Here is a 15633-nt window from a genome sequence, read left to right as displayed (position 1 = left end):
GCCCGGGAACCGGATTCGATTTTCGACAATGTCGGTGCGAAGATTTGAAGGCTAGAGCGCAATCGTCCAGCCGGACGCGCGCTGCTCTGGATCAAGCGGGGCATCGATGCTGCGATTCGTTTTCCGGCGGCTCCTGACCGCCATCCCGACGCTGTTCGTCATCGTGACTATAGCGTTCTTCCTGATACGCGTCGCGCCGGGCGGCCCGTTCAACCAGGAGCGGGGCCTGAGCCCCGAGATCAGGGCCAATCTCGAAGCCCAGTTCGGGCTCAACGACCCGCTCTGGCTGCAGTACCTCCATTATTTAGGCAATCTTCTGCGCGGCAATTTCGGCCCCAGCTACAACATGCCGGATTTCACCGTCGGCGAGCTGTTCAGGGAAGGCCTGCCGATCTCGATCCAACTCGGCGCTTCGGCGCTCGTTCTGGCGCTGCTCCTCGGCAGCGTGCTCGGCACTGTTGCCGCGCTCAACCAGAACAAGCTTGCCGACTATTCGGTGATCGCGCTGGCGACCGCCGGCAGCACCATACCGACCTTTGTCATCGCCCCGGTAATCCAGCTTGTATTCGGATTGACCTGGAAGCTGCTGCCGATCGGTGGCTGGGGCGACGGAGCCCTCATCAACAAGGTCGGCCCGGTGCTGACGCTCGCTCTGCCGCAGATCGCCATTGTTGCCCGCCTGATGCGCGGCTCGATGATCGAATCGCTGCACTCGCATCACATCCGCACCGCGCGCGCTCTCGGCCTGTCCGACTGGTCAGTCGTCGTCAAGCATGCACTGCGCGGCGCCATCCTGCCGATCGTCTCCTTCACCGGTCCGGCAGCCGCAGCCCTTCTCACCGGCTCGGTCATCGTCGAGACCATCTTCTCTATCCCGGGCATCGGCCGCCATTTTGTCGTTGCTGCACTCAACCGCGACTACACGCTGGTGATGGGGACGGTGGTGGTCATCGCGCTCTTCACCATTGTCTTCAACCTGATCGTCGACGTCCTCTATGGGGTCGTCGATCCGAGGGTGCGCTATGACTGATATCGCAGTTGCCGCACCGGTCGTCGGCCGGTCCCTGTGGGGTGACGCCTGGGCGCGCCTCAAGGCCAATCGCGCGGCCATGTTCAGCCTCTATTATCTTGCCTTCATCGCCGTCATCAGCGTGTTTGGGCCCTCTTTCGTGCCGCACCAATACACCACCATCTATGCCGACTATGTCCGTACGCCGCCGAGCTTCTCCGCCTATCCGAAGGCCGACATGATCGAAGGCGCTCTCGATGAGGCGATCAGGCGTATGCGCGTCGACATCAAGGAGTGGCGGCAAGAGGGCAGCCGTGTGTTCGTTACCGTCAAATCGTCCAAGCCGATCGACGACCGCAACATTCGCTACCTTGATCGTTCCGATACCTTTGATGACACAAAGATCGAGAGCAAATCGCCGGACGGTCTCGAAATGGTGATGAGTGCCTCGATCAAGCAGCAATATTTCCTTTTCGGCACCGACAATACCGGCCGCGATCTCCTGTCCAGAACGCTGATGGCCGGGCGCATATCGCTGGCCATCGGCCTGCTTGCCGGCATTGTGGCCGTGGTCATCGGCGTGCTCTACGGCGCCACCGCCGGCCTTGCCGGCGGCAGGGTCGACGAGGTGATGATGCGTGTCGTCGACGTGCTTTATTCTTTGCCGTTCATCTTCTTCGTCATCATGCTGGTGGTGTTCTTCGGCAGGAATTTCGTGCTGATGTTCCTGGCGGTCGGCGCGGTGCTGTGGCTCGACATGGCGCGCATCGTGCGCGGACAAGCGCTGTCGATCCGCCGGCAGGAATATGTCCAGGCGGCGGAGGCGCTGGGCGTCGGCCAGCGCGGCATTCTGCTGCGCCATGTGATCCCCAATTTGCTCGGGCCGGTGGTGATCTACATGACGCTGCTGGTGCCGCAGGTCATTATCCTGGAGAGTTTTTTGTCGTTCCTCGGGCTCGGCGTCCAGGAGCCGATGACCAGCTGGGGCGTGCTGATCTCGGTTGGCGCCCAGAACATCGGCTCGGCCAACTGGCTGCTTCTGTTCCCGGCCTTCTTTCTCGTCTCCACGCTGTTCGCGCTGAATTTCGTCGGCGACGGGCTGCGCGACGCGCTCGACCCGAAGGATCGTTGAGATGGCTGCTTCCGATACCATTCTCAGCGTCAAGGACCTTCGAGTCCGCTTCCGCACCCTCGACGGTGTGGTGGAGGCGGTGAAGGGCATCAATATCCACGTCAAATCAGGCGAAACCGTCGCCGTCGTCGGCGAATCCGGTTCCGGCAAGAGCCAGACGATGATGGCGGCGATGAGCCTGCTCGCCTCGAACGGCGAAGCCAGCGGCACAGTCGATTATCGCGGCCGCAATCTTTTGACCTTGAGCAAACCCGAGCTCAACAAGATCCGCGGCCGCAAGATCAGCATGATCTTCCAGGAGCCGATGACTTCGCTAGACCCGCTCTATTCGATCGGCAACCAGCTGATCGAGCCGATCCGCAAGCATCGCGGACTTGGCGCCGCCGCGGCGCGCGAGGAGGCGCTCAAGCTGCTGCGGCTGGTCCATATTCCCGATCCGGAGCGGCGGATGAAATCCTATCCGCACGAGTTGTCGGGCGGTCAGCGCCAGCGCGTCATGATCGCCATGGCGCTGGCCAACGACCCCGACATACTGATCGCCGACGAGCCGACGACCGCGCTCGACGTCACCATCCAGGCGCAGATCCTCATGCTGCTCGCCGAATTGCAGCGCAAGCTCGGCATGGCGATCGTCTTCATCACCCACGATCTCGGCATCGTCCGGCGCTTTGCCGATCGGGTCTATGTGATGCGCTATGGCGAGGTGGTCGAGGAGGGCGAGGCGGAAGCGATCTTCGCCAACCCGCAGCACGGCTACACCAAGATGCTACTTGCCGCCGAGCCGACCGGCACCAAGGCGCCGCCGCCTCCGAATGCCCCTGTCCTGCTTGAAGGCAGGAACGTCGAGGTGACCTTCAAGATCGGCGGCGGATTTCTTGGCGGCGAGCCGCTGCTGCTGCGCGCCGTCGATCACATTTCGATACGGCTGAAGCGCAACCAGACGATCGGCATCGTCGGCGAATCCGGCTCGGGAAAATCGACGCTCGGCCGCGCCTTGCTGCGGCTCCTGCCCAGCGACGGTATCATCCGGCTTGGTGACCGCGACATTTCCCACGCCGACCGCCAGGCGATGCGGCCGCTGCGGCGCGAATTGCAGCTGGTTTTCCAGGATCCGTTCGGCTCGCTGTCGCCACGCATGACCGTCGGCCAGATCATCACCGAGGGGCTCCTGGTCCATGAGCCCAATCTGTCGGGCAGGCAGCGCGATCTCCGCGCGGTCGATGCCTTGCTCGAAGTCGGGCTCGACCCGAACACGCGCAACCGCTATCCGCATGAATTCTCCGGCGGTCAGCGGCAGCGCATCGCCATTGCGCGCGCCATGATACTCAAGCCTAAAGTGGTGGTGCTGGACGAGCCGACCTCGGCGCTGGACCGCTCCGTGCAGAAGCAGATCGTCGAATTGCTGCGCAAGCTGCAGGCCGACCACGAACTGTCCTATCTGTTCATCAGCCACGATCTCGCCGTCGTGCGCGCCATGGCCGACTACATCATCGTCATGAAACAGGGCAAGATCGTCGAGGAGGGGCCGGCCGAGGCGATCTTCAGCAATCCGCAGGCAACCTACACACAGACACTGATGGCCGCGGCCATCGATGTCACGCGATTTCGCCTGAGCGCATAGCCTTGCTGGCGATCCGCCACATGTCGACGTCGCACAGCACAGGCCACATGGCGCGGGTATAGCGAAGCACATTCGGGGTGACATCGTCGCCGAGCCCGGCTTCCACGCGGCAGGTGCGGAACGCCTTCTCGATGCGCTTTGTCGGTTCGCCCAGGCTGTCATGGACGACCGGCCCGCAGTCGCAATCGATACGCTTCCAGCGGCGCATATGGGCGATCAGCCGTGACGGCAGTCGCGTCGGCGGACGCCATTTCTTGCTTTTTTTCGCGTGCTGATCTTTGCAATAGAGCACGCCGCGGCCTAGGTCCGGCCAAGCTTCTGCGGCCTCGCCATCCCAATTGAGTTGCAGGATTGAACGATGTCGGCAGCCAGTGTAGAGCCCCACAATGATAAAGCGGCAGAGATGAGCGTACTGACCGTGCTTCCGGCGCAGCCGCAATGCCGCGCGCAGCAGTCCCGCTGCTTCCTCGCGCGTCAGCCAGCGCTCGCGCGCTGCTGGTTTGTCTGGCAAGGTGACGGACGGCTTCGGATCGAGACCGTATTCCTTGGCCCAAAAGTTGATCGCCGAGCGGAGGTCCTCAAGATCGCGACGCGGGCCTGATGTAAAGTCCTTGTCTCGCCACGCCGGGAGTAACCCACGGCGGGTCTCCATCGCCGCAGCGTTGAGCTTGGCGATTCGCTCACGCTCTACCCGATTGCGCTCGCGCGAACGGTGCTCGACATAGGCGCGGCAGCGATTTCCATTGATGTTGGCGACCGGCTCGGTGCCGAAGAATTCGTTCAGAAAACGCATCCTGGCGAGAAATTCCTTGCGACCGGCAATCTTGGCCTGGCGTGCTTCGGTATAGGCGGCGAGGATGTCACCGACAGTCAGGCGGCGGGCATCGGCCCTGGAGATCGGGGGCTGATATTTGCCGGCGGCGGCAGGCCCGAGTTGAGGGCGCAGCATACCTGAAGCGCTAGACACCGCTCCCGTGCGGGCATGATGATGGGTCGTCACGATGGTCCCCTTTTTTGCTCCGAAGTTGTTCGTCCTGCGGACGGGGATCATTAGAAGAGGCAACAAGACCGGCTTTGCAACAAGCAAAATGGGCGATAGTGCCGTGAGATGCAAAGACTTGCGAAAGGCGGCGCAGAATCCCGCCGGCTTGGCTTTCCCGCCGGATGACGAGTCTTGGTGCATTCCCGGAGGGCGGCTGACAGCCGCATCAAAATGGTGGCTCGGGCTATCCCATGTTCCGGTTGCAACCGAGGTGTAAATCTCACGCCGGCCTTCACGGGACGATTTGGCATTTCGAAGCGGGGGAGGTTTCCGATGCCTTGGAAATCTCGCTTTTTTCGGTGACGAACATGCGTTAGCAATAGCCGCGATCCGATGCCACTGCGGGCACCGCGTAGCCTCTCCTCGGCCAAACCTCTTTTTGTCGAATGTACAGGCGCAACTTGGAAGAGCCCCTACGAGCCCTGAGCCATTGCCTCCCGGGTTGGACAATGTTTTTTCTGGTCGGAGTGGCAGGATTTGAACCTGCGACCCCATCGTCCCGAACGATGTGCGCTACCAGGCTGCGCTACACTCCGTGACCAGACCGCGGGCTTATAGCCGCCGAGTTTGGTTACTGCAAGCGCCAATGGCAGCGCTTCTGTCGCATTTCTTTCGCTTTCGCCGCCACGTCATACAGGTTTCAGTTTCCTGTCGCACAAACACGGCTTAAAGGGCATCTGGGTAACCGTCCACTTGCCTCGAAGCACCTGATTCAGCCGCCTGGAGTTTGCAGCCTTGTCGATGAAGATCGTTAGCGATGCCAGACCAAACACATTCGAGTTCGAAACCTCGGCGCTCGTCATGCCGTCCGGGTTTCGCGAATATGATGCGCGCTGGTGGTTCGGCCATCCCGGCTCGAACGAAACGCCGGAACTCAATCTAATCGGCGTCCAGGCGCTCGGCATGGGGCTCGGCACGCTGATCCGTCGCCTGGGTGCCGGACCCGACATCGTCACCGGTCACGATTTCCGCTCCTATTCGCTTGCCATCAAGCTGGCGCTGGTTTCCGGGCTGATGGCGGCCGGCGCACGGGTCAAGGATGTCGGGCTTGCCCTGTCGCCGATGGCTTATTTCGCCCAGTTCGCGCTCGACACGCCGTCCGTTGCCATGGTCACTGCCTCACACAACGAGAATGGCTGGACCGGCGTCAAGATGGGCGCGGCGCGTCCGCTGACCTTCGGTCCGGAGGAGATGAGCGCGCTGAAGGCGATCGTGCTGTCAGGCGATTTCGACCTTGTCGGTGGTGGCTCCTACGCCTTCGTTGCGGATTTCCGCAAAACCTACCTTGACGATCTGACCGCGGGAAAGCGTATCTCCAGGAAGCTCAAGGTGGTGGCCGCCTGCGGCAACGGCACCGCCGGGGCTTTCGCTCCCGAGGCACTGGAAAGGATCGGCTGCGAGGTCATCCCGCTCGACGTCGAGCTCGATCATACGTTTCCCAATTACAATCCCAACCCCGAAGACATGCAGATGCTGCACGCCATTCGCGACAAGGTGCTGGAAACGGGCGCCGATGTCGGGCTAGGCTTCGACGGCGACGGCGATCGCTGCGGCGTGGTCGACAATGAAGGAAACGAGATCTTCGCCGACAAGGTCGGCGTCATGCTGGCGCGCGACATTTCGCACCTCTATCCCGGCTCGACTTTCGTCGTCGACGTCAAGTCGACCGGATTGTTCATGACTGACAAGGTGTTGCGGGAAAATGGCGCGGTCACCGACTATTGGAAAACCGGTCACTCCTATATCAAGCGGCGCGTGGCCGAACTCGGCGCTGTCGCCGGTTTTGAGAAATCGGGCCACTTCTTCTTCAATCCTCCGATCGGCCGCGGCTATGACGATGGCCTGGTCACGGCCATCGCCATCTGCCAGATGCTGGATCGCAGCCCGCAAAGCAGCATGGCTGACCTCTATCGCGATCTGCCGCTGACCTTTGGCACGCCGACCATGTCGCCACATTGCGCCGACGAGCTCAAATACGGCGTCGTCGAGCGCGTCGTAGGCGACTTTCGCAAGATGAAGGACGAGGGCACGGTCTTCGCCGGCCAGAAGATCGCCGAACTGATCACCGTCAACGGTGTCAGGGTCGTGGCGGAGGATGGTACATGGGGGTTGGTGCGGGCATCATCGAACAAGCCGGAGCTTGTGGTGGTGGTGGAGAGCCCGGTATCGTCCGAGCGGCGCCGGCAGATGTTCGAAGCCGTCGATGCGGTGCTGCGCCGCAGCCCCGAAGTCGGCGCCTACAATCAGACTTTTTGAACGCGGGGCTTGTTTTCATGACCGAACGGATCGTCAGTTTTGTGATGAGCGGCGGCGTCGGCTCGCGGCTGTGGCCGTTGTCGCGCGAGGACAATCCCAAGCAGTTCCATGACTTCTCGGGCGACGGCTCAATGCTGGCCAAGACGCTGCGGCGGCTGACCGCGCGGCCGGAAGGCGAAACGCCGGTTTTCCTGATTGCCTCGGAAAGGCACGCCGACCGCGTTCATGCCGACATTGCCGGTCACGAGCTTTCCGGCGGCGGCCCGCTGTTCGAGCCGACCGGACGCAACACCGCGGCGGCCGTCGCTTTGGCAAGCCTGCGCACGCTGTCGGAATTCGGCGACAGCCTGGTGCTGGTGGTGCCGTCCGATCATGAGATCGCGACGCCACAGCAATTCTGGCGGAGCATCGAGGCCGGCACGGCGGCCGCGCGCCAAGGCAGGCTGGTTGTGTTCGGCATCAAGCCCGCCCAACCCGAGACCGGTTACGGCTACATCGAGGTGGCCGGCGAGCGCGATGGCATCTGCGATGTCTCGCGTTTCGTCGAAAAACCCGATCTCGCCACGGCGCAGAGCTATCTCAAGGCTGGCAACTTCTACTGGAACACCGGCATCTTTCTGTTTCGCGCAAGTGCCATGCGCGACGCGTTCATGGCCTTCCAGCCCGACATCTGGAGCGCCACAGAGGCTGCCTACCAGGCTGCGACATCGGATCTTTCCGGCCTCTACATGCCTCTGGATCTCTATGCCGCCATCCCATCGACATCGATCGACTATGCGATCATGGAGCGCGCCAGCGGCATCGCCATGGTGCCGGCCGGCTTTCGCTGGAACGATCTCGGCTCCTGGCAATCGCTGCTCGACGTCGGCCCCTCCGACACGCAGGGCAATGTCATCGTCGGCGATGTCGTCGCCATCGATTGCGAGAACTCCTATATCCGCAGCGACGGCCGCCTGCTGTCGGCCATAGGCCTGAAGGACGTCGCCATCGTGTCGACCGCCGACGCCACTTTCGTTGCTCCGGTCAGTCACAGCCAGAACGTCAAGAAGATCGTCGAGCAGCTCGAAAAAAGCGGCCGCCTTGAGACCAGGTTCACGCCCGCCGACGACCGCGTCATCGAAAGCGGCGCCTGGCAGCGCCGCGTGCACCATTGGCTGTTCGAGGAGACGGTGCCCTTATGGTCGACGGTCGGCGTCGATGAGCGCCACGGCGGGTTCCACGAGGCGCTCGGCTTCGATGCCGCCCCTCTGATGAAACCCAAGCGCATGCGCACGCAGGCCAGGCAGATCTACGCCTTCGCCGTCGCCAAGGCGCGCGGCTGGAACGGCCCGGCCGATCGGCTGATCAGCCACGGCCTCGAATTCATGGCCAGGCACGGACGTACCGACAATGGCGGCTGGGTACGCACGCTCAACGTCGACGGCACCGTCGCCGACGCCGCCGAGGATGCCTATGACCATTCCTGCGTGCTCCTGGCGCTGGCGCATGCCCATATGTGCGGCAATCCCGATGCGTTGCGGCTTGGCCAGGAGACCTTTGCGTTCATCGACGCGCATCTCGAGGACGAACGCCTGACCGGCTTCCGCGAGACCTCGAGCGGCGAGGGCGAGCGCCGCTCCAACCCGCACATGCATCTGCTCGAGGCATTCCTGGCCTGGCATCAGGCGACCGGCGAGCGCGCCCATCTTCGTCGCGCCGCGCGCATCGTCGATCTGTTTCGCAGCCATTTCTTCGACCCGGAAAGCTGGACGCTGGGTGAGTATTTCGACCATGAATGGCGGCCGACCCCTGGTGAGAAGGGCACGTGGACCGAACCCGGCCATCATTTCGAATGGGCCTCGCTGCTGGTCGACTTCGCCGGCCGCAGCGGCCAGAGCGGCTTGACCGGCCTTGCGCGGAAGCTCTACGCGTCGGCGATCGCCAATGGCCTGAACCGCGCCACGGGCCTCGCCTACGGCGCCGTCTCGCGGCAAGGCCTGCCGCTCGACCGCGTCTCGCGCAGCTGGCCGCAGGCCGAAGCGATCAAGGCGGCGATCGCGCTGGACGGTTCGGGCGGTCCCGACCTGAAGCCGGAGATCGAAGCACGGGTCGGCCGGCTGTTCCGCTGGCACATCAATCCGGCGCCGCTCGGCCTGTGGATCGACCGCATCGACGAGCGTGGCCGCTCCTTGGCGAGCGAGGTGCCGGCCAGCATCTTCTATCATCTCGTCTGCGCGCTGACGCAGTATCTGGACGGCACGGCGCCCAAGGATCAGTACGGGCTGGCGACATCCCCGGTCTCGACATAGACCGACTTCAGCTGCGAATAGAGCGCCAGTGCCGCGAGCGAATTCTCGCGGCCGATGCCGGATTGCTTGAAGCCGCCGAAGGGGATTTCGACCGGCGTCAGATTGTAGGCGTTGATCCAGCAGGTGCCGGCCTGCAGTTCGGCGATGACACGATGGGCGCGCGCCAGGTCTCGCGTGAACACGCCTGCGGCGAGGCCGAATTCGGTGTCGTTGGCGCGCTCGATCACCTCGTCCTCGCTGTCAAACTTCAGCACGCTCATAACCGGCCCGAAAATCTCCTCGCGGGCGATGCGCATCGTGTCGGTGACACCGGTGAACACCGTCGGCTCGACGAAGAAGCCATCCTGGAAACCCTGCAGCGAAGGCACATTGCCGCCGCAGGCGAGCACCGCGCCATCCTGCTTGCCGGCCTCTATGTATGAGACGACCTTGTCGTGCTGCGCCTTCGAGACCAGCGGCCCCATCTGCGTGTCCGGATCGAGCGGATCGCCGATGCGGATTTTCTTCGTCCGTTCGGTCAGCCTCTCGACGAAACGGTCATGGATGCCGCTCTGCACGAAGACCCGCGTGCCGTTGGAGCAGATCTGGCCGGTCGAATAGAAATTGCCGAGCATCGCGCCGCCGATGGCATTTTCGAGGTCGGCGTCTTCGAAGACGATCAGCGGCGACTTGCCGCCGAGCTCCATCGTTGCGTGCTTCATCTTTGAGCCGGCGAGCGACAGCACTTTGCGGCCGGTTGGCACCGAGCCGGTCACCGAGACCTTGGCGACGACATCGTGGCCGACAAGGCCGGCGCCGACATCGCCAAAACCCTGGACCACGTTGAACAGCCCGTCGGGCAGCCCGGCCTCGGTGTAGATTTCGGCGAGCGCCAGCGCTGATAGCGGCGTGTTTTCCGATGGTTTGAAAACCATCGCATTGCCCATTGCGAGGGCGGGTGCGGATTTCCAGCCGGCGATCTGGATCGGATAGTTCCAGGCGCCAATGCCGACGCAAACGCCGAGCGCCTCGCGCCTGGTATAGGCAAAGGGTCCGCCGAGATCCACGGCCTCGCCATTAAAGGCGGCGACGGCGCCGCCGAAATATTCCAGGCAGTCGGCCGCCGACGGGGCGTCCGCAACCAGCGTCTCCTGGATCGGTTTACCAGTGTCCAGCGTCTCGATGCGCGCCAGATCGGCATTGCGCGCGCGCAAAATGTCGGCGGCGCGGCGCAGGATGCGGCCGCGTTCGACCGCCTTCAGCCGCGCCCAGGCCGGTTGTGCTGCACGCGCGGCCTCGATCGCGAGCTCCAGCACGTTCGGCGTCGCCGAGCGCAGCATGGCGATGGTCTCGCCGGTTGCCGGATAGATAACCGGCAGCGCTGCGCCGCGCTCGTCGTCGATATAGCGGCCGTTGACATAATGCGATGCCGTTGGCTGGGCGCGCATGACTGTTCTCCAAATCGTCTTGTCGCGGCATGCGGAATATGCGTCCGCCGGATCATGGCCTATCTGTCCGACACCTGCCAGCGCGGATTGATCCATGGTTCCTGGTTGGAAGGTGGCAGCGGCGTACGCCCGAGAATGTGGTCGGCGGCCTTCTCGCCGGTCATGATCGACGGAGCGTTGAGATTGCCATTGGTGACGCGCGGGAAGATCGAGGAATCGGCGACCCGAAGCCCTTCGACGCCAATGACGCGGCATTCTGGATCGACGACGCTCATCGCATCGTCGGCACGGCCCATCTTGCAGGTGCCGCACGGGTGATAGGCGCTTTCGACGTGGTCGCGGATGAAGGCGTCGAGCTCCTCATCCGATTGCACATGTGAACCTGGCGACAGTTCCTTGCCGCGGTACGAATCGAAGGCCGCCTGCCCGAAGATCTCGCGGGTCAGCCGGATGCAGTGGCGGAACTCCGTCCAGTCGTCCGGATGCGACATGTAGTTGAAGCGGATCACCGGCTTCGATTTGGGATCGGGCGAGCGCAGCGTGACCGAACCGCGCGACTTCGACCGCATCGGCCCGACATGCGCCTGGAAGCCGTGCGCCTTGGCCGCCGCCTTGCCGTCATAGCGGACCGCGGCCGGGATGAAATGATACTGGATATCGGGATAGTCGACGCCGGCGCGCGAGCGTACGAAGGCGGCCGCCTCGAAATGATTGGTGGCGCCGAGGCCGGACTTGAAGAACAGCCATTGTGCCCCGATCAGCGCCTTCGAGAACGGGTTCAAGACGGAGTTCAGCGTGATCGGCTTTGTCGATTCCTGCTGGATGTAAAGTTCCATATGGTCCTGCAGATTGCGGCCGACTCCGGGCCGGTCGACAATCACCGGGATGCCATTCTCCCTAAGGTGCTGGCCGGGGCCGATGCCGGACAGCATCAGGATCTTGGGCGAGTTGATCGAGGACGCGGCAACGATCACCTCGCGCCGCGCTCTGACCATCTGAATCCGTTTGCGCACTTCGATCTCGACGCCGGTGGCGCGTTGATTCTCGATGATTACCCGCCGGGCGAAACCCTTGACCAGGCTGACATTTTTCCGCCTCAGCGCCGGCCTCAGATAGGCGCTCGCGGCCGACCAGCGACGGCCGCCGCGGATGGTCTGCTCCATCGGCCCAAAGCCTTCCTGCTTCGCGCCGTTATAGTCGTCGGTCAGCTCGAAACCGGCCTGACGGCCTGCCTCGACGAAGGCGCCGTAGAGTGGGTTCGTCCTCGAGCCGCGCTGCACAGTCAGCGGGCCGCCGTGGCCGCGCCAGCCATTCTCGCCGCCATTGCTGTCCTCCATGCGCTTGAAGTACGGGAGCACATCGGCAAAGCCCCAGCCGGTCGCGCCCTGTTCGGCCCAATGGTCGAAGTCGCGGGCATGGCCGCGCACATAGACCATGCCGTTAATCGAGGATGAGCCTCCGATGACTTTGCCGCGCGGCGTCGCCAGCACGCGGCCGCCGAGATGCGGCTCCGGCTCGCTGGCGAAGCCCCAGTCGTAAAGGCTCATATTGAGCGGGATCGACAGCGCCGACGGCATCTGGATCAGCGGCCCGATATCGCTGCCGCCATATTCGATGACGATCACCGAATGCTTGCCGTCCTCCGACAGCCGGTAGGCCATGGCCGAGCCGGCCGAGCCGGAGCCGATGATGACGAAATCCGCTTCAAGCATGGTTCATGCGCGCCCGTGGTTCATATGCGCAATGAAATCGGCCAGCGAGACGTTGCCGCCGGTTGCCATCACCAGAACGGTCTTGCCGGTTATGTCGACCTTGCCGCCGAGCACCGCCGCCAGCGAGGCAGCGCCGGATGGCTCGAGCACCAGCTTCAGCCGCTCGAAGGCGAGGCGCATGGCGCGCCGCACCGAAGCATCGTCGACGGTGACGCCGCGAACGCCGGCGGCCTTCACCGCTGCGAACGGCGCGTCGCCGGGCCGCCGCGACATCAGCCCGTCGCAGATCGATTTCGGTCCGATCGGCATGGTTTCGATGGCGCCATGCGCGAGCGACGAGCCCATGCCGTCAAAACCTTCCGGCTCGACGCCGATGATCTCCGTGGCGGGCGACAGATAGTGGAAGGCCAGCGAAACGCCACCGATCAGCCCGCCACCGCCGACCGAACAGAACAAGCCATCGGCCTCCACTTGCCTGGCGGCGAGCTGGTCGAGTGCCTCCAGTCCGGCGCCGGCCTGGCCGGCGACGATCTCCGGATCGTCGAACGGGTGCAGCAGCGCCAAGCCATCGCTCGCGGCGATCTCACGCGCTCTGGCGGCGGCGACTTCCTCACGCGCGCGTTCGCCATGGTCAGTCAGCACCACGCGCGCGCCATACCCTGACGTGGCATCGCGTTTGGCGGCAGGGGCGTCGATCGGCATGACGATGGTGACGGGAATGCCAAGCGCTTGGCCAGCCGCCGCTAGCCCCTGCGCAAAATTGCCGGAGGAGTAGGCGACGACGCCCTTTTTGGTTTCGTCAGGCGAGAGCTTCTTCAGCCGCCAGTAGGCGCCGCGCACCTTGAACGATCCTGCCCATTGCAGCGATTCGGCCTTGACGAAGACGCGGGCGGCGCCGGTCTCGCGGGCAAGTGCCGCCGATTCCAGGAGCGGCGTGATCTGCGTCGCCTTGGAGGTGACGGCATAGGCCTGCCTGAGATGGTCGAGCGAGGGGACGAGACTATCTGCCATCATTCGCCTCGCGGAAAGCGCTTCTGCTCTTCGAGCAGGTCGAGGTTCATGTGGTTGCGCATGTAGCGCTCCGATGCCTTCTGCAGCGGCTGGAATTCCCAGGGATAATGGGTGCCGTTGCGCAGCGCCGGGTAGACCACCCAGCGGCGTGCCTGGCTGGCACGCACCGCTGCATCGAACGCCGCCATGTCCCAGCGCGCCCGCACCTTGTCGGAGAAAGCGGTCACCAAAGCCGCATTGGCCGGATCGGCGGCGAGGTTGGTCGATTCCAGCGGATCCGATTCAAGATCAAACAGTTGCGGCGGATCGATCTCGCAATGGATGAATTTGTAACGGCCCTCGCGCAGCGCCACCATCGGCGCGTTCGAGCCTTCGGCGGCATATTCCATCAGCACCGGCGCGGAGCGCTTCTTTCCATTCAGCAGCGGCAGCAGCGACTGGCCGTCGGTCCACGGCGCAATCGCGCTGATGTCGATGCCGGCGAGGTCGCAAAGCGTCGGCGTCACGTCGAGGTTGGAGACCGGCGTGTCGATCAGCCCGGCGGCGATACGCTTGCCGGCGATCATCAGCGGCACCCGCGCCGAACCTTCGAAGAAGCACATCTTGAACCACAGGCCGCGCTCGCCGAGCATGTCGCCGTGATCCGAGCAGAACAGGATGATCGTGTCGTCGAGCATGCGCGTGCGCTCGAGCACCGACAGCAGCTCGCCGAGCTTGTCGTCGAGATATGAGATGTTGGCGAAATAGCCGCGCCGTGCGCGGCGTATCTGCTCAGCGGTGATGTCGAACCTGTCATAGTCGCTGGCGCGGTAGAGCCGCTGCGAATGCGGGTCCTGCCTGTCGTAAGGAATGAAGCCGACCTCAGGCTCGAGCGCCGGGCAATCCTCGTAGAGGTCCCAGTATTGCCGCCGTGCGACGTAAGGATCGTGCGGATGGGTGAAAGAAACCGTCAAGCACCAGGGCCGATGTGCGGCATCGTCGGAGACGCGGGCAAAATCATAAAGCTTCTGCACGGCATGGAAGGCGACCTCGTCGTCATATTCCAGCTGGTTGGTGATCTCAGCAGTACCGGCGCCGCTGACGGAGCCGAGATTGTGATACCACCAGTCGATGCGCTCGCCGGGTTTGCGATAGTCGGGCGTCCAGCCGAAATCGGCCGGATAGATGTCGGTGGTCAGCCGCTCCTCGAAACCGTGCAACTGGTCCGGCCCGACGAAATGCATCTTGCCGGAGAGGCAGGTGTGATAACCGGCGGCGCGCAGATGATGGGCAAAGGTCGGGATCGAAGACGCGAATTCGGCGGCGTTGTCATAGACCCCGGTGCGTGACGGCAACTGGCCGCTCATGAATGCGGCGCGGCCCGGCGCGCAGAGCGGCGAGGCCGTGTAATTGTTGCAAAAACGCGCCGAACGCGCGGCGAGCGCCTTCAGATGCGGCGCGTGCAGGAAGTCCGCCGGCCCATCCGGAAACAGCGTTCCGTTGAGCTGATCGACCATGACGATCAGGATGTTGGGTCGCTTGGATGTCACTGCTTCTGCCGTCCGCTGAGCTTCGTTTCGAGATAGTCCTCGACCAGTGCGATCGCGGTCGCGGCATCGGGAACACCGTCTTTCAGCGCGCGCCTGATATAGAGCCCGTCGATCAGCGCCGCCGTCGCTTCGGCGACCCGGTCGGCCTCGCTTCTCGGCAGGATCCCGGCCAGCCCGCTGAGCAGATTGGAATGCAGCCGCCGCGCATAGACCTTGAGCAGCCGTCGAAGCGCTGCCGATTTCTGCGCCTCGACATAGAAGGCGAGCCAGGCGGCGATCGTTTCGGGCTGGAACTGGATGTCGGAGAAATTGACCGCGACCACCGCCGAGACGCGCTGGCGCGCCGTGCCGGCCGCGCGAAGTGCACGGCGCGTATCGGCGGTGAGCTCGCTGAGGATGTGCCGCATCGTCGCCAACAGCAATTCGTCCTTGACGCCGAAATAATGGTGGGCAAGCGCCGAGGACACGCCGGCGCGCCCGGCGATTTCCGACATCGTCACATCAAGCGAACCGCGCTCGCCGATCGCCGAGATCGTTGCATCGATTAGCGCCCTGCGGCGCAACGGCTCCATTCCGAGTTTCGGCATTCTTGCTCCGGCCTGTTGG

General features: G+C 63.6%; 11 protein-coding genes and 1 tRNA gene. 5 read left to right on the top strand and 7 right to left on the bottom strand.

All coding sequences use genetic code 11. From position 1 onward, the window contains the following. Positions 1-106: 106 nt before the first annotated feature. Genes NKH60_RS07010 through NKH60_RS07000 form a run of 3 tightly spaced genes read left to right on the top strand, consistent with a single transcriptional unit; the run spans position 107 to position 3762 of the window. A complete protein-coding gene (locus NKH60_RS07010; RefSeq protein ID WP_352770573.1) occupies positions 107-1030 on the top strand; it encodes an ABC transporter permease subunit in 924 nt (307 codons plus the stop codon). Then, the gene (locus tag NKH60_RS07005; protein ID WP_352832919.1) at positions 1023-2141 is read left to right on the top strand and encodes an ABC transporter permease; all 1119 of its coding nucleotides are present in this window, start codon (positions 1023-1025) and stop codon (positions 2139-2141) included. The genes NKH60_RS07010 and NKH60_RS07005 overlap by 8 nt, the downstream gene beginning before the upstream one ends. Before the next feature lies 1 nt (position 2142). Further along, positions 2143-3762: an ABC transporter ATP-binding protein gene (locus tag NKH60_RS07000; RefSeq protein ID WP_352821482.1), complete on the top strand. Its 1620-nt coding sequence runs from the start codon at positions 2143-2145 to the stop codon at positions 3760-3762. Here NKH60_RS07000 and NKH60_RS06995 read toward each other — a convergent pair. Continuing rightward, the gene (locus NKH60_RS06995) at positions 3737-4762 is read right to left on the bottom strand and encodes a site-specific integrase (protein WP_352832914.1); all 1026 of its coding nucleotides are present in this window, start codon (positions 4760-4762) and stop codon (positions 3737-3739) included. The two genes, NKH60_RS07000 and NKH60_RS06995, sit on opposite strands and share 26 nt — an antisense overlap. A 501-nt stretch (positions 4763-5263) precedes the next feature. Continuing rightward, positions 5264-5340, bottom strand: a tRNA-Pro gene (locus NKH60_RS06990). A 205-nt stretch (positions 5341-5545) separates the two neighbouring features. Between NKH60_RS06990 and NKH60_RS06985 the strand changes: the two genes are divergently transcribed. Together NKH60_RS06985 and NKH60_RS06980 are read left to right on the top strand one after the other, a co-directional pair. Continuing rightward, complete coding sequence (locus NKH60_RS06985; protein ID WP_502907735.1) at positions 5546-7060, top strand: phosphomannomutase/phosphoglucomutase; 1515 nt, start codon at positions 5546-5548, stop codon at positions 7058-7060. 17 nt (positions 7061-7077) lie between these two features. After that, positions 7078-9348: an AGE family epimerase/isomerase gene (locus NKH60_RS06980; protein ID WP_352832908.1), complete on the top strand. Its 2271-nt coding sequence runs from the start codon at positions 7078-7080 to the stop codon at positions 9346-9348. Here NKH60_RS06980 and betB read toward each other — a convergent pair. The 5 genes from betB to betI are packed head-to-tail and all read right to left on the bottom strand — an operon-like array spanning position 9312 to position 15614. Next, a complete protein-coding gene (gene betB, locus NKH60_RS06975; RefSeq protein WP_352832906.1) occupies positions 9312-10775 on the bottom strand; it encodes a betaine-aldehyde dehydrogenase in 1464 nt (487 codons plus the stop codon). The genes NKH60_RS06980 and betB overlap by 37 nt on opposite strands. A gap of 59 nt (positions 10776-10834) precedes the next feature. Beyond that, positions 10835-12487, bottom strand: a complete 1653-nt coding sequence (gene betA / locus NKH60_RS06970; protein WP_352832904.1) for a choline dehydrogenase — start codon at positions 12485-12487, stop codon at positions 10835-10837. Positions 12488-12490: 3 nt separating this feature from the next. Next, on the bottom strand, positions 12491-13498 hold the full coding sequence (locus NKH60_RS06965; RefSeq protein WP_502898575.1) for a threonine/serine dehydratase family protein: 1008 nt from the start codon (positions 13496-13498) through the stop codon (positions 12491-12493). Next, positions 13498-15027, bottom strand: a complete 1530-nt coding sequence (gene betC / locus NKH60_RS06960) for a choline-sulfatase (protein WP_352832898.1) — start codon at positions 15025-15027, stop codon at positions 13498-13500. The genes NKH60_RS06965 and betC overlap by 1 nt, the downstream gene beginning before the upstream one ends. Next, complete coding sequence (gene betI, locus NKH60_RS06955; RefSeq protein WP_352454288.1) at positions 15024-15614, bottom strand: transcriptional regulator BetI; 591 nt, start codon at positions 15612-15614, stop codon at positions 15024-15026. The genes betC and betI overlap by 4 nt, the downstream gene beginning before the upstream one ends. Positions 15615-15633 lie beyond the last annotated feature (19 nt).

Origin of the sequence: Mesorhizobium sp. M1006, assembly GCF_040318825.1 — a bacterium.
GTDB lineage: Bacteria > Pseudomonadota > Alphaproteobacteria > Rhizobiales > Rhizobiaceae > Mesorhizobium.
Note: the sequence above shows the minus strand (reverse complement) of the source record. Positions and strands in the feature narration are given on the sequence as shown.

Bases quoted from the DNA above. Each gene is read 5' to 3' on its own strand.
- betB (WP_352832906.1), bottom strand. From the start codon at position 10,775: ATGCGCGCCCAGCCAACGGCATCGCATTATGTCAACGGCCGCTATATC.
- NKH60_RS07000 (WP_352821482.1), top strand. From the start codon at position 2,143: ATGGCTGCTTCCGATACCATTCTCAGCGTCAAGGACCTTCGAGTCCGC.
- NKH60_RS06965 (WP_502898575.1), bottom strand. From the start codon at position 13,498: ATGGCAGATAGTCTCGTCCCCTCGCTCGACCATCTCAGGCAGGCCTAT.
- betA (WP_352832904.1), bottom strand. From the start codon at position 12,487: ATGCTTGAAGCGGATTTCGTCATCATCGGCTCCGGCTCGGCCGGCTCG.
- betI (WP_352454288.1), bottom strand. From the start codon at position 15,614: ATGCCGAAACTCGGAATGGAGCCGTTGCGCCGCAGGGCGCTAATCGAT.
- NKH60_RS06980 (WP_352832908.1), top strand. From the start codon at position 7,078: ATGACCGAACGGATCGTCAGTTTTGTGATGAGCGGCGGCGTCGGCTCG.
- NKH60_RS07005 (WP_352832919.1), top strand. From the start codon at position 1,023: ATGACTGATATCGCAGTTGCCGCACCGGTCGTCGGCCGGTCCCTGTGG.
- NKH60_RS06985 (WP_502907735.1), top strand. From the start codon at position 5,546: ATGAAGATCGTTAGCGATGCCAGACCAAACACATTCGAGTTCGAAACC.
- NKH60_RS07010 (WP_352770573.1), top strand. From the start codon at position 107: ATGCTGCGATTCGTTTTCCGGCGGCTCCTGACCGCCATCCCGACGCTG.